Source organism: Alistipes sp. ZOR0009, from assembly GCF_000798815.1.
In the GTDB taxonomy this organism is placed as follows: Bacteria; Bacteroidota; Bacteroidia; order Bacteroidales; family ZOR0009; genus Acetobacteroides.
In genome coordinates this window covers 13258-34397 of record NZ_JTLD01000034.1, presented here as the reverse complement: position 1 = coordinate 34397, position 21140 = coordinate 13258, and the positions used below count along the sequence as shown (strand labels likewise).

The 21140-nt window shown below is 43.2% G+C and carries 18 protein-coding genes; 7 read left to right on the top strand and 11 right to left on the bottom strand.

Annotation, left to right across the window (positions count from 1 at the left end; translation table 11 throughout):
• Window positions 1-39: 39 nt before the first annotated feature.
• Window positions 40-621 (top strand): hypothetical protein, encoded by a 582-nt coding sequence (locus L990_RS11070; protein WP_047448988.1) that lies wholly within the window; start codon window positions 40-42, stop codon window positions 619-621.
• A gap of 216 nt (window positions 622-837) precedes the next feature.
• On the top strand, window positions 838-1560 hold the full coding sequence (locus tag L990_RS11065) for a hypothetical protein (RefSeq protein WP_047448986.1): 723 nt from the start codon (window positions 838-840) through the stop codon (window positions 1558-1560).
• A gap of 449 nt (window positions 1561-2009) precedes the next feature.
• On the opposite strand, the gene L990_RS11055 is transcribed toward L990_RS11065, so the two are convergent.
• Window positions 2010-2582, bottom strand: coding sequence for a hypothetical protein (locus tag L990_RS11055; protein ID WP_047448981.1), 573 nt, complete (start codon window positions 2580-2582; stop codon window positions 2010-2012).
• A gap of 306 nt (window positions 2583-2888) precedes the next feature.
• Between L990_RS11055 and galB the strand changes: the two genes are divergently transcribed.
• Window positions 2889-5489 (top strand): beta-galactosidase GalB, encoded by a 2601-nt coding sequence (gene galB, locus L990_RS11050; protein ID WP_081981686.1) that lies wholly within the window; start codon window positions 2889-2891, stop codon window positions 5487-5489.
• A gap of 83 nt (window positions 5490-5572) precedes the next feature.
• Here galB and glpK read toward each other — a convergent pair whose 3' ends face one another.
• The 5 genes from glpK to L990_RS11025 all read right to left on the bottom strand — a co-directional run bounded on the left by glpK (window position 5573) and on the right by L990_RS11025 (window position 13159).
• Complete coding sequence (glpK, locus tag L990_RS11045; RefSeq protein WP_047449055.1) at window positions 5573-7084, bottom strand: glycerol kinase GlpK; 1512 nt, start codon at window positions 7082-7084, stop codon at window positions 5573-5575.
• A 255-nt stretch (window positions 7085-7339) separates the two neighbouring features.
• Window positions 7340-8680 (bottom strand): porin, encoded by a 1341-nt coding sequence (locus L990_RS11040; protein ID WP_047448979.1) that lies wholly within the window; start codon window positions 8678-8680, stop codon window positions 7340-7342.
• A 79-nt stretch (window positions 8681-8759) separates the two neighbouring features.
• Window positions 8760-10052: a glycerophosphodiester phosphodiesterase family protein gene (locus L990_RS11035; protein WP_047448976.1), complete on the bottom strand. Its 1293-nt coding sequence runs from the start codon at window positions 10050-10052 to the stop codon at window positions 8760-8762.
• Between the two features lie 163 nt (window positions 10053-10215).
• The gene (glpT, locus tag L990_RS11030; RefSeq protein ID WP_047448973.1) at window positions 10216-11559 is read right to left on the bottom strand and encodes a glycerol-3-phosphate transporter; all 1344 of its coding nucleotides are present in this window, start codon (window positions 11557-11559) and stop codon (window positions 10216-10218) included.
• 37 nt (window positions 11560-11596) lie between these two features.
• Window positions 11597-13159, bottom strand: coding sequence for a glycerol-3-phosphate dehydrogenase/oxidase (locus L990_RS11025; protein ID WP_047448970.1), 1563 nt, complete (start codon window positions 13157-13159; stop codon window positions 11597-11599).
• A 194-nt stretch (window positions 13160-13353) separates the two neighbouring features.
• Between L990_RS11025 and L990_RS11020 the strand changes: the two genes are divergently transcribed.
• Window positions 13354-14115, top strand: a complete 762-nt coding sequence (locus L990_RS11020) for a DeoR/GlpR family DNA-binding transcription regulator (RefSeq protein WP_047448967.1) — start codon at window positions 13354-13356, stop codon at window positions 14113-14115.
• Between the two features lie 64 nt (window positions 14116-14179).
• Here the strand turns inward: L990_RS11020 and L990_RS11015 are convergent, their stop codons facing one another.
• Both L990_RS11015 and L990_RS11010 read right to left on the bottom strand, forming a co-directional pair.
• Window positions 14180-14878: an LrgB family protein gene (locus tag L990_RS11015; RefSeq protein ID WP_047448965.1), complete on the bottom strand. Its 699-nt coding sequence runs from the start codon at window positions 14876-14878 to the stop codon at window positions 14180-14182.
• The gene (locus L990_RS11010) at window positions 14866-15207 is read right to left on the bottom strand and encodes a CidA/LrgA family protein (RefSeq protein ID WP_047448962.1); all 342 of its coding nucleotides are present in this window, start codon (window positions 15205-15207) and stop codon (window positions 14866-14868) included. The genes L990_RS11015 and L990_RS11010 overlap by 13 nt, the downstream gene beginning before the upstream one ends.
• A 423-nt stretch (window positions 15208-15630) precedes the next feature.
• Here L990_RS11010 and L990_RS11005 point away from each other — a divergent pair, with 423 nt between their 5' ends.
• Window positions 15631-16005: a hypothetical protein gene (locus L990_RS11005; protein ID WP_047448960.1), complete on the top strand. Its 375-nt coding sequence runs from the start codon at window positions 15631-15633 to the stop codon at window positions 16003-16005.
• A 71-nt stretch (window positions 16006-16076) separates the two neighbouring features.
• Window positions 16077-17120, top strand: coding sequence for a radical SAM protein (locus tag L990_RS11000; RefSeq protein WP_047448956.1), 1044 nt, complete (start codon window positions 16077-16079; stop codon window positions 17118-17120).
• Window positions 17121-17197: 77 nt separating this feature from the next.
• Here L990_RS11000 and L990_RS10995 read toward each other — a convergent pair whose 3' ends face one another.
• Window positions 17198-17830, bottom strand: coding sequence for a cytochrome b/b6 domain-containing protein (locus tag L990_RS10995; RefSeq protein ID WP_047448954.1), 633 nt, complete (start codon window positions 17828-17830; stop codon window positions 17198-17200).
• 236 nt (window positions 17831-18066) lie between these two features.
• On the opposite strand from L990_RS10995, the gene L990_RS10990 reads away from it, so the two are divergent.
• Window positions 18067-18441 (top strand): cyclic-phosphate processing receiver domain-containing protein, encoded by a 375-nt coding sequence (locus L990_RS10990; protein ID WP_047448951.1) that lies wholly within the window; start codon window positions 18067-18069, stop codon window positions 18439-18441.
• Between the two features lie 25 nt (window positions 18442-18466).
• On the opposite strand, the gene L990_RS10985 is transcribed toward L990_RS10990, so the two are convergent.
• Window positions 18467-19795: a sensor histidine kinase gene (locus L990_RS10985; protein WP_047448948.1), complete on the bottom strand. Its 1329-nt coding sequence runs from the start codon at window positions 19793-19795 to the stop codon at window positions 18467-18469.
• Window positions 19785-21128, bottom strand: coding sequence for a sigma-54-dependent transcriptional regulator (locus L990_RS10980; RefSeq protein WP_047448945.1), 1344 nt, complete (start codon window positions 21126-21128; stop codon window positions 19785-19787). Before L990_RS10980 ends, L990_RS10985 begins: the two co-directional genes overlap by 11 nt.
• Between the last annotated feature and the right edge of the window lie 12 nt (window positions 21129-21140).

The following is a 21140-nucleotide window of genomic DNA, read 5'->3' as shown; positions in this document are numbered from 1 at the left end:
CTTAAATTTGTGCTGTGCGAATATGGAAATATTTTAATCATGAGTTCGATCTTTATAGCAAAAACGAAATTAAACGGCCATAGCTCATCAATAGTGGCCAAGGCGGGGGAAATATTAAAAAATGTTGAGCGGAAGTTTGGACCAAGAGATATGTCCTACACCCTACTAGGGGTAGAGATTAGTCCCAGTAGCACCCCCTTTCTGGTAGTATGCGAGGAGTCAAAGCATGTAATAATGCAGATAACCTCGGGTTGTATAATGGACTTCAACAGGGCTATTTTTCAGATTAGCCACGGGATGATCCATCTGCTTAACCCCACCGCACCATCGGAAAGAACCGTTTTGGAGGAAGGCTTAGCCGCCTACTACTCGCTAGAGTACTCGCACGAAAACGGATTGGTGGAGTGGATTATAACTGATGCCAAGCAAAAGGCGGTAGTTGGGGTTATGGAGGAGCTCATGAGCATCGATAAGGATATAATTAGGAAGCTAAGAAAAGAACAGCCAGTTCTTTCGAAGATAGATAAAAACCTTCTATTGAAGGTTAATCCAGCCATATCGACCGAGTTGGCCGATAGGCTTTGCGTTAGGTACGACAACTTTTCGGTTAAGAAGATGTAAGAAAGTGTCTACACTGTCAGTAGACAATTAATTAAGGGGAGGGTGGGCTGCAGCGATTGCAGCGCACCTTTATTTTTTTTAGGAAGAAAAAAATATCAAAATTTATTTGGAAATTAAAAATTTTGTAAATTTATACACGGAGAAGGGTGAGGTTGCTACTTCTTAAGCCGCCTCGATGTGCTGTAGTTTTTTATTAACATCAAAAAATAGTTGTCTATGGACAATAAAAAAGACTATGAAGATTGTGCAGCAGCGATAATGAGCATTGAAGATGCTGCCATTCCAAACATCCCTGTTCGTTACTTTATTCAGGAGGCCGAAGATCTTTACCTCTGGTGCCAAAAGGATAAGCAAGCCTTACTTAAGGCGGGTTTAAGCTGGGAATTTGTAACCTGTATTCCTCAAAGAGCTGGTGCTTTACGGTACGTTCAGTCGGAATTGTTGCAAAGTAGCGATGAGGCTAAGACGGAATGGAAGGAACGCTCGCCCTATGCTTATGGATTACGAGATGATCTAGTTCATGATTGTATGTATGCCTTCCGCAACATCCCCGAGGTGCTTGTAAAGGTGCAGGCTATTGCCGAAGGTACAGGTCATGTTGATATGATACAGGATTTAAGCGATTTGAGTGCGTTGGGTAAAACCTATTCAGTTCCTCTTATTGCAATTGGTGTTGATATGGCGCTTTTTGATGAGGCAGGTACGCTTTCGGCTGAGATGGCTGGGGTGTTGGCACGCCTAAACGGTTCGCGTAGGGGAACCAATGCCAATATTGATATTAGGAATAAGGCTTATACCTACCTAAAGCAGGTGGTAGACGAGGTTCGTCGCTGTGGACAGTACGTTTTTTGGAGAAACGAAGAGCGTAAGGTGGGGTATGTTAGCATCTATATGAAAAATAAGGTGGCAAAATCCAAGGGGAAGTCATCAGATAATTAAAGGTTTGGTATTCTGAAGAATCCTCGGCAGGTAGTTAGCACCTGAACCGAGGATTCTTTTTTTGTGCCCTCCGCATTCTATTTATATGGTGCTGGTTACCATTTATTAATGCCTACAGGTTATATTTTCGTGCCTAGTTACCCTTAAAATGGTGACAGTTACTACTTTTATTCCTATCGTAATGGATTTATAGCTGGCGGTTACCATTTTTTTGTAGCCGGTTACCATTACTGGCGCCTTGAAAACGGTAACCAATGCTGTAAAAACATTAACCACCGTATAGAATATGGTAACCAATGGAGTAAAACTCTTAACCAAAAGATAAAATATGGTAACCAGCTACACATAACTGATTACCTGCGAAATTTACTTAAAGATGTGGCAGGAATAAATGCTACCTAGGATTCAAAAAATAACATTGAGTAGGCTAATATGGTATACAGCCCTGCTTATACCTTTTCCATTATTAAGTGCATTTCTAAATAGGATATTTTATTTAGCAGCTCCTCTTCTGAAAAATCGAATATGGATTTTATGTGGGGTTCGGAGCCACTTTTAATTTCTTTTGTGTAGTCGTCGAGAATTGTTTCCTTGTAATAGTAGAAGAAGAATTTTTTATATCTCATTTCTATGTTGCCAGAGTAGTAAACGGTTTGATTATTACTGCCTACAAGCTTCATTACTATGGATAATTTGTTTCCTACAATCGTATAAATTCCTTTATACCTTAATACTTCGTTCCCGTTATCTTTTACGCCTGTACAGGTCATGTTATCATTAAAGGTAATGATAAGATCGATTAATGGTTTACGTATGGCGAGTGTTTCATACTTATCTGCGATTGCGACTTCTTCTTGTTTATAGGCATCTTCTATATGAATGGTAAAATAGTTTGCTAGATTAAATTTCCAAGTTCCAACTATTTCGGGATAAGGATGTGGAGTTACCTTTTCGTAATCGACTTTAGTGCACGAGGAGAATGATAGAGTGATAATTGTAAGCAGGAAAAGAAGCTTATTCATTGTTGGCTATAGATTTTAATTAATGCTTTTAGATGATTCGAAATGAGTATACTATTATTGGTTGTGGTGCATTTAAATTCTAGCTGCTTCGCTCATCTACTTATTATTGCCGTAAAAAGCCATTTTACGTTGGGGTGCAAAGTTAGAAAATTAACCCTTTAAACGAACCTGTATCATCACGGAGTGGGGAGTTAGCGTATAAATCGAGCTTTTGGCTCTTTTTTATTGCTGCTATTCTGATTAATGCCCATAAGTTTATACATTAGCCTATGCAAATACGCAGCTATCGACTAAACACTAGGTTCAATGATACTTTCTTTTGATAAAAAAATAAACCAACAACGGCTGCTTTTAGCCCTGTTGCTTTTGGTAGGGCTACCTGCCTTGGCTAGCAGCGCAGCAGTTGCTCCCAGCAAGGTGGCTGAGGGGCATAAATCGGCTAAGGTCATTCAGCGAATGGGATCGGCCTCGTACGAATCGTTTGATGGGGCTTGGCTTTTTTCACGTTTTGGGCTTCAGGCAAACGGAACTTCGCTTGCAGAGCCAAGGGGGCTCGAAAATCCGTTATTTGATGATGCCGACTGGAAAAAGCTGGATTTGCCTCACGATTGGGCCATTGATGGGCCATTTCGTATAGAGCTAACTGGCGAAACGGGCAAGCTACCCTTTAAGGGCATTGGCTCGTACCGTAAGCACTTTACCATGCCAGCTGCCGATGCTGGTAAGCGAATATTTCTTGATTTTGATGGGGCAATGGCCTATGCCGAAGTTTGGCTTAACGGTCATTACTTGGGAACTTGGCCCTACGGCTACAGCTCGTTTAGAATGGAGCTAACGCCGTACCTAAAATTTGGGGAGAAGAACGTGCTTGCTGTTAAATTGAACACCGAAAAGTGGGATTCGCGCTGGTACTCTGGAGCAGGCATCTACCGTCATGTATGGATGGTAAAAACTAATCCCGTACATGTTGGGCATTGGGGCACCTATATTACCACGCCATTAGTAACTAACGCTTCGGCATCGGTAAAAATGGATGTAACACTCGATAACCAAGGCCCTTTAACCGTTGAGGCTACTATTAAAACTACCATTTACGAGCTCGAAAGCGGTAACCGTATTGGTAAAAAGGTGTCGAGTTTTGGTAATGCTGTAATTAAGCTCGATGCTGGTAAAAGCGTTGCCACTACGGTTAATGCCGTTATTACCAATCCCAAGCGATGGGACATTATATCGCCCAACCGCTACCTTGCGCAAGCTACCGTTACCGTTAATGGGAAGGTGGTGGATACCTATAATACTCCTTTTGGTGTTCGGACGCTAGAGTTTACGCCTCGAAATGGATTTTTGCTCAATGGGCGTAGGGTGGCGATTCAGGGAACCTGCAACCACCATGATTTAGGTGCCTTGGGTGCTGCAATAAACACCAGCGCGCTGCGCCGTCAGCTTACCATTTTAAAGGAAATGGGATGCAACGCGCTTCGAACTTCGCACAATCCACCTGCACCCGAGCTGTTGGAGCTTGCCGACCAAATGGGTTTCCTTGTTTGGGACGAGGCCTTTGATACCTGGAAGGTTGGAAAGAAAAAGAATGACTACAATAAGCTATACGACGAATGGCACGAGCGAGATCTTAAAGCTTTGGTACGCCGAGATCGTAACCATCCATCGGTTTTTATATGGTCGATAGGTAATGAGGTAATGAACCAGCGCGATGTTGAGATGACAAAGCATTTGGCTGATATTGTTCGTATCGAAGATCCTACCCGTCCAGTTTCGAACGGTTACAACGACCCCGATGGTGCGCGCGAGGTAGGTGCGGTTGTGGGTATCGACCTTATGGGGGTTAACTACTTCTTCGACCAGCAACCCCGTTGGGATGTTGATCCACGCTATGCCAGTAAGCCTACCATGGGGAGCGAAACATCCTCGTGCGTATCGTCTCGCGGCGAATACTTCTTTGGTAAGGACTCCCTTTACCAGCATTGGCAGATTACCTCGTACGATTTAGCTAAGCCCGATTGGGGTTGCACGCCCGACCATCAGTTCCGAACTAACGCAAAGTTCCCCCATCTTTTGGGCGAGTTTGTTTGGACTGGGTTCGACTACCTTGGCGAGCCAACGCCCTACAATTCGGACGAAACGAATTTGCTTAACTTCCGTAATGACCCTGCCAAAAGAGCCGAACTGGAGGCTAAACTGGCTGAGTTGGGCAAAAATAGAGCTCCGTCGCGCAGCAGCTACTTTGGGATTGTAGATTTAGCCGGATTTCCTAAAGATAGATTCTACCTCTACCAGGCGCATTGGCGTCCGGACTATCCAATGGCGCATATTCTTCCGCATTGGAACTGGCCCGAGCGGGTAGGAATGGTAACGCCCGTTCATGTATACACCTCGGGCGACGAGGCGGAGCTATTTCTTAATGGGAAGAGCCTTGGGCGTAAGTATAAGGTAGCAGGGCAAGATTTTAGGCTGGTATGGGATAACGTTGCTTACCAACCGGGAGAACTTAAGGTGGTAACCTATAAAAATGGAAAGGAGTGGGCGTCCTCCACCACCAAAACTACCGGTGCTGCTACTAAGTTGGGCCTATCATCCGATCGTTCGGCCATTGCGTCAGATGGTGCGGATCTTGCATTTATTACTGTTAGCGTGCAGGATAGGGATGGGATTACCGTTCCACGTACGCATCCGCTTATAAAATTCGAAGTGGAGGGGGCAGGAGAGATTGTGGCCACTGATAACGGCGATGCTACCAGCTTTATTCCATTTAGTAGCCACGAAAAGGAAGCTTTTAATGGACTTGTATTGGTAGTTGTTAAGGCAAAAAAGGGTGCTAAAGGAACATTTAAGGTAAAGGCATCGAGCAATGGCTTAGCGGTTGGCGAAACAGTGGTAACTATTAGGTAGCATTTACTGTCCCTATATAAAAGGCAAGCCGATGGCCACCTAAAAGTGGTAACCATCGGCTTGCTCTACTATGTGGCTATGTCTTACTGCTCATCGTCGAGGTCTACCCAATCTTGGGCGCGCTCTACAGCCTTTCGCCACTTTAAAAGGTAGCGTTCGGCGCTTTGTCGCTCCATTTTGGGCTCAAAAATACGATCAACCTTTTGCTGCAGGCTTAGCTCCTCTGTATTTTTCCAGTAACCAACGGCTAGTCCTGCTAAGTATGCCGCGCCAAGTGCTGTCGATTCTAGAATAGCTGGTCGGATAACCTTTCCACCTAGTATATCGGACTGAAATTGCATTAAGAAGCTGTTGGCAACGGCACCGCCATCTACACGGAGCTCGTTGATAAGGCACCCAGAGTCTTCGCGCATGGCATCGAGCACGTCGTACACCTGATAGGCTATTGCTTCGAGGGTAGCGCGGGTAATGTGCGCTGCGGTTGTCCCTCGGGTTATGCCAATAATGGTTCCGCGCGCATACTGATCCCAGTAGGGGGCTCCTAAACCGGTAAGTGCCGGTACAAAGTACACGCCGCCGTTATTTTCCACGCTTAGGGCTAGGCTTTCGCTCTGCTCGGACGAGCTGATAATACCTGCGCCGTCTCTGAGCCACTGTATGGCGGCTCCTCCAACAAATACGCTGCCCTCTATGGCGTAGGTTGTTTCTCCATTTATTTGCCAGGCCACGGTGCTAAGCAGGTTATTCTCAGAGATTACGGGTTTGTTTCCTGTATTAACCATCATGAAGCAGCCTGTACCGTAGGTGCTTTTGGCCATTCCCTCGTGTAGGCACTGCTGCCCAAAAAGGGCGGCCTGCTGATCGCCAGCAACGCCACAAATTGGTATGTGGGTGGCAAAAAGTGTTGATGCCGTATCGCAAAAATGCTCGCTGCACGAGCGAACCTCTGGGAGCATTGCGCGGGGGATGTCGAAGAGCCTTAAAAGCTCCTCGTCCCACTCTAAGGTGGTAATGTTGAAGAGCATTGTTCTGCTGGCGTTGGTAACATCGGTAAGGTGATGCCTTCCGCGGGTAAACTTCCATATTAGCCAGCTATCTACCGTTCCAAAACAAAGCTCGCCGCGTTCTGCACGCGCTCTGGCGCCTTCTACATGGTCGAGTATCCACTTTATTTTGGTTGCGGAGAAGTATGCGTCAACAATTAACCCTGTTTTTTTGTGTATGGTTGTTGCGTGGTGCTCCCTTATGTCGTCGCAGATGCTGGCGGTTCGCCTATCCTGCCAAACGATGGCGTTGTAAATGGGGTTGCCCGTTTCTCTTTCCCACACGATGGTAGTTTCTCGCTGGTTGGTTATTCCAATGGCGGCAATGTCTAATCCAGAAAGCCCTGCTTGGGCAATAACCTCGGCTGCTACCGAGGCTTGGCTCGACCATATTTCGTTAGGATCGTGCTCTACCCATCCTGATTGCGGAAAGTGCTGCGTAAAGGTCTTTTGCGACGAGGCTATTGGCTTGCCGTCGTGGTTAAAGATGATGGCGCGCGAGCTGGTAGTCCCCTGATCGAGAGCCAGAATATATTTTTTTGATGTATCCATAGTTGGTGCCGTTAGGTTGTTATTAACTAATGCTGCAAGATACCTATTTGACCGTTTCGCCGCTAAATTTTTGCGGGTATTGTTTGTTGCTGCTTGTAGTAGGGTGGTGTTGGGAGGGATGCGATTGAAAAAATCCCCGTTGAAAAGCATGTCTCAACGGGGAATGTCAAAATTCAGAAATTTATGGTTTGCAGCTTCCTTAATAAATCAAGTAATTTCTGACTGGATATAGTGACAGCGTCTTTAATCCTTATTCTAGAACTTAAATTGTACGCGTAGCTGAAGCATACTTATGTTCTCGTCGTCGAATTTGTAGCTATCCACCTTCGATAAGGTGTAGTGAAGCATTGCTCGTACGTTAGAGGTGAAGTTATAGTTCAAACCAAGTGTAAAAGTTTGAAGCTTGCCACCGCCAATGCTAGGAGAGGATGCTGGATAGTCTGTAATACCTGTCGCAGCAGGGAAAAACTTGTTTTGAGCCTTCCAGTAGATGTCGCCATTCTTTACATCGTTAAGCGAAGTGTAGCTGTAGCGGCCTACAATTTCAAGAAGATTATCTCCAGAAAGAGCTTTAAGCAGCGCATTGTCGGTATCGTACTTGTAAGCCGCGTTGCCAGATAGAAGATATCCTAATTCTAGGTAAGCACCGTTAAAGTTGAGGCTTGTAAGTTCAGGATTACCTTTTTGCCAGCTAGCAAGAGAACCCCAACTCCAAAGTGAGCCTAGCTGATTTTCGAAAAGTAGCTTGTCGGGGCGGCTACGATCGATTCTAGATCCAATATATTCTCCTTGAGCAAAGAAACGAGGAGTTACAGCAAGAAACTCTGCACCATATTTGAACTCCTTGTCGGCCCACTGCACGTTGGCGTCAAGAAATTTTACGCTTGGGTCAACATTTGTTTCAAGGCCCGAGTTGATGTGGTAGTATTTGGTAAATACACCAGGGTTTCCTTCAACAACTCCAGTTTCGATCTTCTTAAAACGGGCAACCGCACCAACATGAATGGCTAGGTTGTCGTTGTTAACGGGTACGTACAGGTAACGTCCAGAAGCGGCAAAACCTTGGTCGCCTACTTCCTGCTTGTTATACATGTTTTCTGAGTAAATTCCAGTTTCGGTAAAGAAGGAATTGCCTCTGTGCTTGTAGGTAATGCCTAGGTTACGTCCTGGAGCCAACGCGTTTACAGCTGCCGAGCGGGTGATGAAGTGTAGATCCGATTGGCTGGTAAGCGAGCTGATAGAGAACGATTCGGTTGCATATCCTACTCTTAACGAATTCTTTTCGGTGAAGTTGTAGCGTAGGAAAACGTTCTTTTGGGTGTAAACGCCTTTGCCAAAATCGGCATCGAAGTAGGCATCCCACTTTCCGTGTTGGATGGTCATGCGAATGCGAGCATCTGGAATGGTAGCACCCGACTTTAGAGGGGTAACATCATCCATAAAGTAGGCTCCGTCCATAGAAACTCGAGTTCCGATGGTAATTTTTGTCTTAGAGAGCGAGTTGTTATCGCCTTCTCCAAACTTAACCTCCTGTGCTGATGCCGAAGTGATGAGTAATCCAGCGGCAATAGCTGTATATATCATTCTATTTTTCATACAAATAATATTTTAACAAATCGGGTGAATCTTTCCGTCCATATAGGTGGATGTCATCATCGAAATGGTTTGGGTTTTATTAGTAACCTAAGTCGTTAAGTACTTCAGTTGCCGACTTTTCTTTTCCAACAGGGCGAACCTTTTTGCCAAAGTAGTAGTCGAGAGTAATGTCTGCACGGTTGGTAAACATACCATCAACGTAAGGAAGGGTAATGCCGTCTACCACGGTGCCATAGTTGTATTCGCCGAAGAACTGAGCCATTTGCTCGTATGAGTCGAAAGAATATGCGTGAGTTCTCATTCCTGATTTGTGGATAAGACCTGCTTGCCAAGGTTTAAGAAGGTTTGGATAGTTGTTTGGCGCACCAGGAATGCTTGGTCCCATGAAGTGTGCTCCATTCTGAATTCCAAAATTGATGAATTCGGCGTAGTTGCGAGGTTCATCTTTAGGCATGTCGGTAGCACCGTTGCCCAACCAAAGTAGGTAGCAAGTAGGAACTTTACCCTTGAACACCTTGAATAGATTTCGTAGGCTCTCTTGAGAGAATGTTTGAAGGATAACCTTTCCGTTGGTATTTCCGATATTAACACGGTTAGTGCGGCCTTTGCTATCGGTAATAAAATGGTCAGTGCTAGTTGCTGGTTTGGTCGCAACATTCCATCCTAGCTTATCTAGTTCGTTGTAGGTTGCTTGCTCTATACCTGGATTTACCCAAGGCTCTTTTGTTTCAATGTAGATACCGGGGCGGTTTCCATTATCAGCCGGATCATCTTCATATTGGAAGGTGTAGGTAGCCTTACCGTTTACTTCTGTTTTTGTATAAAGGCGGTTTCCGTTTGCATCTCTCTTCATTCTTTTCCCTTGGGCGTACATAATGAGGTCTTCAAGAGTCGAGATGTACTGTTTTTGTGACTTAAACCCGGGGCGTGCTTGCTCTGGTTTTGCATCGTTAAACCAAGATCCAGCATCAAGTTTCATCAATTCTTCATAAGTGAAGGAACTTGCAGGTTGGTTTTCTCTTTCAGGATAGATGTTTTCGATGTTAGAGGTTCTTCTTAAATCGTAATCGTGTAGAGCCAAAATAACACCATCCTTAGTCATTTGAAGGTCGGCTTCGATGTAGTCGGCACCAACGTTTCTAGCCCAACGGAATGCGGCTTCTGTTTCTTCTGGAACCCAAAAGGTAGAACCGCGGTGGGCTATAACTGTGTTTACAGGCACATAGTCGCGTACTTTTTGCATCTCAGATGAAAGTTTTTGTACGCTAACATCCTTCCAATCTTGTGTTGGATCTGCGAATTTCTCGCTTTCGCACGAAACGAGGGCTAAGGAGCCTGCGAGAACGTACATGAATGCTAGATTCTTTTTCATGTTTTTTGATTTAAATTCGGTTATTAAAGATTTCGTTGAGGTTGCTTAAAACTAGGTGACGGTTTGTTTCTGTGAAGCAGTAACAGCAATTAGCATGTTGGGGGAAAATCGCTATTACTGCTTTTGTATACATAACCGCCTATTTTTAATCAACAGTTAGTTGCTATTTTTTACCATTGTTTATTTCGATCTCTTTTTTCCAAGAGAATCCCATAAAAATGATAGAGAGTATACATGCTCCGATTAGCATTATGAAACCACCGTTCCATCCAGTCGAGTCTACGATATATCCCATTGCGACGTTGGCAAGGAGCGATGTTCCAAGCATGTATCCAAAAAATCCGGTAAATCCGGCAGAGGTTCCTGCTGCTTTTTTGGGTGCAAGATCGAGAGCCTGTACCCCGATAAGCATTACTGGTCCGTATATCAAGAAGCCAATAGATATCAGCGCGATGCTATCTACCAATGGATGGCCAGCAGGATTTAGCCAGTAAACTAGAACGGCAATGGTAACCAAGAGCATGAAGATCATGGTAGTCATGGCTCGTTTTCCCTTAAAGAACTTGTCGCTGATATAGCCGCATACTAAGGTTCCTGGGATGGCTGCCCATTCGTAGGCGAAATACGCCCAGCCTATTTCCTTAATGGAATATCCTTTTACTTCGCTTAGGTAGGTTGGAGCCCAGTCTAAAACCCCATATCTAACCAAGTATACAAACGCATTTGCTAGTGCTACAAACCAAAGCACCTTGTTGTTTAATACGTAAGTAAAAAGGATCTCCTTGGTGGTTAACTCTTTTTCTGAGTTTTCGTTGTAGTAGGCAGGGTAGTCGTTTTTGTACTCCTCAATAGAGGGTAGTCCACACGACTGGGGTGTATCTCTTACCAAAATGAAGGAGATAAGAGCAATCACAATGGCTATGACTGCAGGAAAGACAAATGCGCCAGCCTGCCAAGTTCCAAACCAAAGAACACCAACGGCAAACATAGGTCCGATAATTCCTCCACCAACGTTATGAGCAACGTTCCAGATTGCCATCTTGGTTCCCCTTTCCTTGTGCGAGAACCAGTGGGTCATAACTCTACCGCATGGAGGCCATCCCATTCCTTGTGCCCATCCGTTTAGGAATTGGAGCGAAAACATGATCGCAATAGACGATAATCCAACCTTGGTTCCCATAAAAAGGGTGATTACCGCAGAAATTAATAGACCTAAAGAAAGAAATTTACGGGCATCACTACGGTCTGATATGCTGCCCATAAGGAATTTGCTTAACCCGTAAGCAATAGCAACACCAGACATGGCAAGGCCTAGATCGCCTTTGCTAAAGCCTTCCTTAACCAGCTCGGGCATGGCAAGCGAGAAGTTTTTCCGAACTAGGTAGTAACCTGCGTATCCGATAAAGATTCCGATAAAAACCTTTAGGCGATGCTGCCTGTATGTTCTGTCTATATCTGCTTCGTTTATCCTTGGCTTATGTGCCGCTGGCAGTAGAAACGATTTCATAGTTGGTTTTGGTTTGATAGTTAAACCTTGGGTTCATTTATGCTAGATATTGCTTAGCAAGCTTGGTGTAAGCAGTAACCTGATTCTCGACCCACTGCTCGTCTTGTCCAAGTTCTTTTGCTAGGACTTGAGCAACTTTAGGAGCCATGGCAATACTCGAACTTGCATCGAGGAATAAGACCCTCACACGACGTGCAAGTACATCTTCTACGGTTCTTGCCATTTCGGCACGAGCAGCCCATACGACCTCGGAAGCTTTATACTCGAAATTTGGATGCAGCTTCTCTCTATACTCAGGATGTTCGTTTTCGAGCTTTTGAATAAACTCAACGTCGGTTCCGTAAACGTATAGGTGGTTGTTTAGATCTGGATTTGGCTTGTAGCCGTGAATCTTCAGATTCTTAGTTTTACATTTCAGGTTGGCTAGGTTTCCAACTTTAATAGATTCATTGATGGTATCCTCCGCCATCTTTCTAAAGGTAGTCCACTTCCCTCCGGTGATGGTGATGAGACCGCTTTCCGAAGTGATGATTTTGTGGCTACGAGAAATTTCTTTGGTGCTTTTTCCTTCACCTTTAGGTGCAGCAAGAGGTCGTAAACCTGCGAAGATAGAGAGCACATCTTTGCGGGTTGGCTTTTTAGTAAGGTACCTTCCGGCTGTATTAAGGATAAATTCAATCTCTTTTTCGAGTGCTTGAGGCTCTAGCTCTGGCTTTTCGCGGAGGGTGTCGGTTGTTCCAACTACCACTTTGCTATGCCAAGGCACTGCAAATAGTACGCGACCATCGTCTGTTTTTGGAATCATAATCGCGTAATCGCTATCTAGGAACGACTTGTCGAGTACAAGGTGTACACCTTGGCTTGGGCGAACCATGTCGTGAGCTTCTGGTGTGTCCATTTGCATGATTGAGTCTACAAATACCCCAGTTGCATTAACAACAACCTTAGCCTTGATGTCTAAATTTTTGCCAGTTTCTAGATCGGTGGCTTTTACGCCAACAATTTTGCCTTTTCCATCTTTTAAAAGGCCTGTTGCCTTTACGTAGTTTGCAACGCAACCTCCATTTTCAACGCACGACTGTGCAACGTTTATAGCCAAGCGTGAGTCGTCAAATTGGCCATCGTGGTAGATAACTCCACCGTATAAGCTTTCGCTTTTTAGGTGTGGAAGTTTCGCTAATGTTTTCTTTTTACCGATATGTAACGATCTTCCTAAGCTTAGTCTTCCTGCTAGGAGGTCGTACATTGTTAGTCCGATAGTATAAAAAGCACCTTCCCACCAGCGGTAGTTAGGAATGATGAACGATTGGTTTTTTACAAGATGAGGGGCGTTTCTTAGTAGTAATCCTCTTTCGTGTAACGCTTCAAGAACCAAGGCTACATCTCCTTGCGCAAGATACCTTACACCTCCGTGTACCAGCTTTGTGCTGCGGCTTGAAGTCGCTTTGGTAAAGTCGTCTTGCTCAATAAGTGCAACTTTAAACCCTCTTGTTGCGGCATCCAATGCTACTCCTAGACCCGTTGCTCCACCTCCGATGACAACAACATCCCAGCTATTATTTGTTTCGCTAAGTTGTTTTAGTTGTTCTTCTCTTTTCATTGTATGCTAATTTTCTTGTTGTTTTTCGTGCTGCTTTCTAATTAGAAAGAAAACTTGTGCAATTAATGAAAAAATAATAATACAAACAAAACAAAACGAAAATAAAACGAAACTAAGTGAAAAATATTTTCAGATGCGGATTTGTAGTATTTTTTGCTATATTTGACTGGCTGTTAAAACTAAAACCATAAAAAATGACAATATCGGAGCGACATAAGTATATTTTAGATAAAGTTTCGAAGTATGGAATAGCGTATGTTAATGAGTTGAGCGAGGAACTGAATGTTTCATCCGTAACAATACGAAAGGATTTGAAGTTTCTTGAAGAAAAGAAACTGCTATTCAAAACACATGGCAGCGCTAGTTCTATTGATCCATATATCAACGACCGTTCGGTTGTTCTTAAAGAAGGTATGCAGGTTGAGCAAAAAGCAAGCATTGCCCGAAAGGCCGTAGACCTAGTTGCTGTTGACGATACCATTATAATAGCATCTGGAACAACAGTGCTTCAGCTGGCAAAATCCTTGGGCTCAATCGATCGCTTGACGGTAATTACCTCGTCTACCAATATAACCGTTGCGCTAACTAAATTTTCTAATATCGAAATTGTTCAGTTGGGAGGAATTGTTCGCCGATCGTCAACATCGGTTATAGGGCACTACGCAGAGCAGATGCTGTCCAATTTTGCTTGCAGTAAGCTTTTTTTGGGGGTTGACGGTATTGATATTGATTTTGGCCTTACCACCACCAATATGCAGGAGGCGCATCTTAATCAAATAATGATGACCGCGGCGCAAAAGACAATTGTTTTAGCAGATTCAACTAAATTTGGGAGAAAGGGATTTGGAAAAATTTGTGATATAGATATGGTTGACATTATTATTACCGATAGCAACGTGAATAGAGGCTTGGTGGAGAAAATAGAGGAGCGAGGTGTGAAAGTTTTGATTGTATGATACGCTTATGATATGAGAAAAGCGACAAGGGCTAAAGCCAGTGTCGCTTTTTTTTATCTTATTATTATAGAAATAATCTTACAAGCGGCATCATTAGTGCGGTTGCAGCTCCCATTAGGCCAATCGCAAGTCCGCTGATGGCTCCTTCAATTGCTCCTAACTCCATTGCTCTGGCGGTTCCCATGCCGTGAGCGGCCGCTCCAAGTGCTAAACCACGGGCAATCTTGCTTGTGATGCCTAGCTTGTCAAGAATAAAGGGGCCAACAATTCCACCAAATATTCCTACGGCAACAACAATAACGGCTGTAAGCGAAGGTATACCCCCAAATTTCTGGGAGATGCCCATTGCAATAGGTGTTGTAACAGATTTAGGTTGTAGCGTTGCAACGAGCATTTCGTTAGCTCCCATTGCGTGTAGCACCCAAGTTACACTCACAATGCCTACCACTGCTCCAACAAAAACGGCGGTAAGTATGGATGCTAGATTGCCTTTTATATGGGTAACTTGGTCGTAAAGGGTTACTCCAAGCGCAACAACTGATGGTCCGAGAAGGAAACTTATAACATGGCTGCTGTTGTCGAATGTCGTATACTCTACCTTAAAAATCTCCAATACAGCAATGGTGACAAATATGCTAGTAAGCAAAGGGTGTAGCAAGCTGATTTTTGTTTTCTTAAAGAGCCAAACAGAAGCGGTGTAGGTTCCAAAGATAAAGGCAAGGACAAAAGCTTGCGATTCAAATAAATTTTTTACTGTCTCCATTTTTCCATTTTTTGTTGAATCCAAGCAACTGCTACAATAATTAGGACGGTACTAATTATGCTTGAAATAAGGATTGATGCCCAAAACTTTTCGAGGATGGCGGTAGCCGTAATGACCCCAACTCCAGCAGGCAAAAAGAATAACGCCATATTGCTTGTAAGCGTGGTGGCGCTTGGTCTGATATCATCAGCCTTTACAATTTTAAGTAAAAGCGATGCAAAAAGGAGGAGCATTCCGATAACACTTCCTGGGATAAAGCCTCCAATGAGGTCGCTGAGTAGGTTACCAATGGTTAAGAACAAAAAAATTACAAAAAGTCCGTAAATCATATTTGGTCGATTAATCCTCACAAAGTTAGCGTTGATCTAACAAGGATGTTATTGCTCTTTAAATTGATTAACAAACTGCTGGGAAGAGACTCGTATTTTAACTGTTTACATTGGTTTCTTCATTTTAATACTGTCTTTATTAGTTTTTTTGCATAAATAGTTAGTTTGTGGATAAATGTTTTGGTTAAAACTAAAAATAAGCTATTATTGTAATACTCTATACATTGAAACAAATACTTGAATAGTTAAGTTTTACGCTGATTTACTGCCGCTGTGTTTGATGTCTAAAATCTTCTTGTTGGGAATTTTTTATTTGTTGTTTTAATATTGTGTGCAGCAGCTGTTGCTGTTGACCTATTTATATGCAATAAATGGAGAAGCCGAAAACCATAGAGAGTAGGCAGCATTTTAACGAGAAGTGATATGGACAATTTAAAAGCAAACATTGTAATTAATGCGCGTATTTTAGACAAGTTCAAAGGTTCTGTTCGTATTGTAGACAAAAGGTATTGGGCAGGAATTCCGGCTATTGATGCTAAGATTCTTGAAAAGCTTAGGGCTAAACTTCCAGAGATTGTAGGGGACAAGGAGATTGCAGAAATGTACGATTTCGCAGTTGTTGCTCCTACTCGAGAATTTTCAAAAGATTTTAAGGATTTGGGTATTAAGGAATTTTCTGTACGCATTAAGGAACTTAAAAGCGTGCGGGGGATTCCAGTGCCTTGGCATCTGTTAAAGAACGCAGGGCTAGATTACAATAAGATTAACGTTGTGTTGGTGCCTAAGGCTGTTCGGTAAGAATGGATTAAAAAGGAGCCAGCATATCGATGGCTCCTTTTCTTGGTTTCATAATCTTAATATCTAGGTAAATGGAAGATCAAGGATTTGAGGATATTCCGTTTCTCAGTAATGTAGGAATGATGCTTACGTACAAATGTACAATAGCATGCTCTCATTGCATTGTTAAGGCAGGTCCGAACAGGAAGGAGGAGATGTTGCTGGAGGATGCCTTTAGGTGGATTGATGAGCTTCGATCGTATAGGAATGGTTATATTAGGGGAATCTCGTTAACAGGAGGTGAACCTTTTTACAATGTAGAAAACCTTGCTGCCATTTCATCCTATGCTGCTAATCGACGATTTGTTGTGTCGGTGGTGAGTAATGCCTATTGGGCCGAAACTCGGGAAGAGGCCTTGAGGGTGCTTTCTCGTTGTAGCTCCATTCAAATGCTTTCGGTAAGTGCCGATGTTGGTCATCAAACTTTTATTCCTCTTGCCAATGTTCGTAATGCTATTTGGGCCGCCAAAAAAAGGGGGATACTATATGATATAGCAGTTGCTACTCCATCAGAAGCAGATGTGGAGTATCTTAGGCTTAGGGATGAACTTCTTGATTTTGTGGATGAAGATCAAATTCATGTGACGGTGACACTCCCAGTTGGGCGTGCTTCCGAAACGATGGATGATGGCCAGCTTGTGCTATCGTCAGAGCCTTCAAAGGCGGCCTGCTCGATGGCCAGCTACCCAATCATTTTCCCAAATGGGAATGTGATTGCGTGTATAGGACCTCCAATAACCCTACCTGCTGGGCATCCGTTGTTTTTAGGGAATCTAAAAAAGGAATCGTTGGCAGCGTTGTTTGACAGGTCAGAAACAAATATAATACTCCATGCTATTCGCACCTTTGGACCAAGGGTGTTGGTTAATCTTTTATTGGAAAGCCGTTATGCTCATTTGCTACCTCGGCAGTATGTGGAGGATGCAACTTGCGATGTTTGTTTCCGGCTGTTTAGTAGTAGGCATATAGTGGAGGCATTAACAAGCCTGATAGCAGATCCTGAATTTATTAATAATGTAGCCTACGGACGGAACTATTTTTTGGGAGAGAAGGAGATGCTTGGTTTGATACAATAGCATAATCGTTAGCCAAAAAGCGCATTGATGAGGAAATTTCGTCAATGCGCTTTTTGTATTGTTAGGGTAGATGCTGGTTATTGGATTAGGACTACCGTCAAAGTTGCTATTGTTGTAAGCGCTGCAGCTAGTGCAATTATCTTTTGTAGTAATGTAAGGTTTGCATTTATTCCGTGCATGCGCTTGAATCCGGTAAACATAGATTTGCTTACTTCCATCTCTCGATTGTGTAGGTGGCTGGCTCCAAGCCCCAAAAGGTGGGAGATGGCCAGTACGATAAGTAGGTTTACTAAAAGTTCATGCGTTTCTTTATGCCCTTCATAGTTGCTGAATAGGGCGGTCCCAAAAAATGCGCTATCATCCGAGAGTGCGGTAACTAGACCTGTTATGGCTACAGCGATGCCATCAGCAATTAGAAGAAGCATAACTAGTGCTGCTAGCGGGTTGTGTCCCGTATATTTACGTTCTTCTTCCTTTGGATTTAAAACTAGCGCTTTAATTCTTCTCAGCGATATTGGGAAATCGGTAAAGCGCGAATACCGAGGTCCCATTACGCCCCAAATGATGCGAAAAAGAAGAATTACTCCAACGCTAAGCCCTATGGCAGCATGTACTTGTATGTAGTCGCTGAGGCTGTAGGCCAATACAAACCCTGTAGCGATGTACCAGTGAAAGATTCGGCTGGGTTGTGTCCAAACAATCGTTTTCATCAGCAAAAAATTAGGAAGATGAATAAATAGGGGCCAGATGATGTTATATTTTAATTTATTTAAAAATAGTTAAAATAAATCAATTTTAAACGATATGGTTTAAAATATTGATGGGGTTCTCCTAAATATCTTCAAAAAGAGAATGGAGATTATTAAGATAAAAAGGAATGTTACCTTTGCCGCTCCTCAATGTGATGCATGCATTGGCACGACTTTGACGGTAATAAGCTAATGCAATGAAGACATATAAAGTTTTTTTAGACGACTATAGAGACCCTCGTGACTTATATCCTCAAATGGATAACGAAATTTACCTAGAGCAAAATTGGCTGGTTGTTCGTAGTTACGAAGAGTTTACCACTTATATTGAAGAGTACCATCGCCGAGGAGCCTTTCCTCGTTTTATTTCATTTGATAGCCGTATTGCAACATTGCAGTTTGTTGATGTTGATGCCGATTCTGTCGAGTTGTTTGTGGAGCGTACAGGTGCTGATTGTGCAGGTTGGCTTGCTGATTTTGCTGCCAGACATCGGCTAAGTTTACCTCTATATGCTGTTCACTCTGCTAGCGAGGAGGGAGAGCAGGCAATTGCATCGAAGCTAAGATTGTAAATAGGTCAAATGATTTCGTTTTACATTATATTTCAATAGTGAATCGGGTATTTCCATGGCTTGAGGTAAAGTTTAGGCAGCCCTTGTGTGCCCGAATAATTTGTTTCGAGTAGCTTAATCCAATACCAGAACCGAAATCTTTTGTTGTAAAGAATGGGGTGAAGATTTCGTCAGCAATTCCTTGCGGTATTCCTGCTCCATTATCTTCGACAGTAATCGCTACTTTACCATTCTGAGGGTAAGCGTTTATTTTTATAGCACCACCTTTCGAGCCAATAGCTTCGATTCCGTTTTTTATTAGGTTAAGCATAACTTGTACGAGCATCGACTCATCTGCTACGAATTTGAATGTTGATGTTGGAGGCTCTACGGTAATTGATATTGTGCTGGAACGATATGGCGATGCTAGGATGCTAATTCGGCTCATGAAATCTTCAATGGCAATCTCATGGAGTTCCAACTTTGGTATTTTGGTAAGCATTCGGTAGGAGTTTACAAAGCTAACAAGCGAGCGGCTTCGTTCTTCTATAACATTAAGTCCTTTGATTGTGGTCTCTATAAGTGGCTGGTCGGGCTTTTCCTGATTTTGCTTCCATGACGTATAGAGTGACTCCGATAGGGAAGTAACGGGGGTAAGCGAATTTGTTATTTCGTGATTTAGTACTCGAATAAGCTTAACCCATGCTTCAATTTCTTTACGTTCGAGTTCCCCTCTAATATCCTGAAGCGTTAGCAGGTAGAACGGAGTGTTGGAAATAAGGATAGGTGTTTTTTGTAGCACTATTTGTACGCTTACCTCTTTTATTGTGATGGATAGAAGCTGCTTGCTACTTTCAGGTAGCAACAGAAGTTGTGTTGACAGCTCATTGTAAACCTTATCTAGCTGATGGAGGTGGGTAAGCACCGGTATTTGAAATAGTCGAAGTGCTGCTGCGTTTGCTTGGCGGACAATTCCTTTTTTGCTAAAAAGAATTACGCCAACTTCAACCTGCGATAGAATGTGCTCAAAGTACTTTTCTTGGAGTTGGCTATCGACTTTCACTCGGTTAAGATGTTTATTTAATCGGTTTAAGGCTTCGTAAAGTTTATCAACCGTAGGATTTCCAATTTTAGAGGGAAATAGAATGCTGGTGTCGTTATTTTCTACCGCTTTAACAAAATAAAATACCTGTTCGTTTATCTGCTGTATAAATCGGCAGAGTTTTAGGATTGACAGGATTAGAAGCAGCAACAGTAGCCCTATAGGCACTATACCCCAATGTAAAACTATTGCTGTAGTTGTACATGCAGACGTGATTGTTGTTGCTCCAACATAATATAGTACTTGAAAGTTGTAGTTCTTGCTAAAGCTCATATTTCTTTACTTTATTGTAGAGCGTTTGTCTTGTAATGCCTAATTCTGCAGCTACAGCCGACATGTTGCCTGCATTGCGTTCGATAGCGTTTCGTATAAGCCGTTTTTCCATATCTTCCAGTGTCCCAGTAAAAGATGTTGGGAGTGTTGCTGGTGTTGTGAGGGTAAATTCATCTCCTGTAATAACATCCTCCTTCGAGAGAATTACCGCTTTTTCAACGGCATGCTGTAGCTCTCTAATGTTTCCCGGCCAGCCGTATTGCGTCAGCTTCTGTAATGCATCTCGCGAGAAGGTGAGGTTATTCTTTTCATATTTCTGACAGTATTGCTGCAAAAAGTGGAGAGCAAGAGGTTCTATGTCTTCTCGTCGCTCTCTTAGCGGAGGTATTTCTAGGTGGATTGTATTTATGCGGTAAAGTAAATCTTCGCGAAAGGAACCTTCGCCGACCATGTTCCATAGGTTACTATTTGTAGCACATACTAATCGCATATTTACAGGAATCGGCGCATTGTCTCCTACGCGAACTATTGTTCTATTTTGAAGCGCGGAAAGTAGCTTGGATTGTGCCGATTTTGAGAGATTTCCAATCTCGTCGAGAAACAGGGTAGAATTCGATGCTGTTTCAATTTTCCCAACCCTATCGGTATGGGCATCGGTAAAGGCTCCCTTTTTATGCCCAAAAAGTTCGCTCTCGAATAGGGTTTCGGGGATGGCTCCCATATCTACGCTTACCATTGGTTTTTCTGATCGAGCCGATTGTCGATGGATTTCGCGGGCGACAACTTCCTTGCCCGTTCCATTTTCACCTGTAATTAGCACGTTGGCCTCTGTTGCTGCAATTTTTGCAATTAAATTAAGCACTCGGGAGAATGACATGGAGCGTGCAACAAGAAGAGGGAGTTCCTTACCTGTATCCCTATTTTGAACTTTGATTTTCTGCTTCGATTGGCTCAGTCTTGCTGCAGACTTCAGCGTTTCGATTAGCTTTTGGTTGCTCCATGGTTTTACGATGAAATCGATAGCCCCTTGGCGAATAGCTTTTACTGCAAGCTCCACATCTCCGTAGGCCGTCATCATAACAACCGAAGATGATGGCGAGTATTTTAGTATCTGGTTAAGCCAAAAAAGCCCTTCGTTTCCGTTGTTTATTCCAGCCTTAAAGTTCATGTCAAGGAGAATCACATCAGCATGATGCCGATGAAGGGTCGAATGTAGCTCCTCTGGATTGAAAAGAGTTTTTATTGTAGCAAAGTGAGGTTTTAGAAGCAACGAAAGTGCTTCTAAAACGCTCTTGCTATCATCAACAATTAGTATTGTTTCGGTGGTTGCCATTTGTTTCTGGTG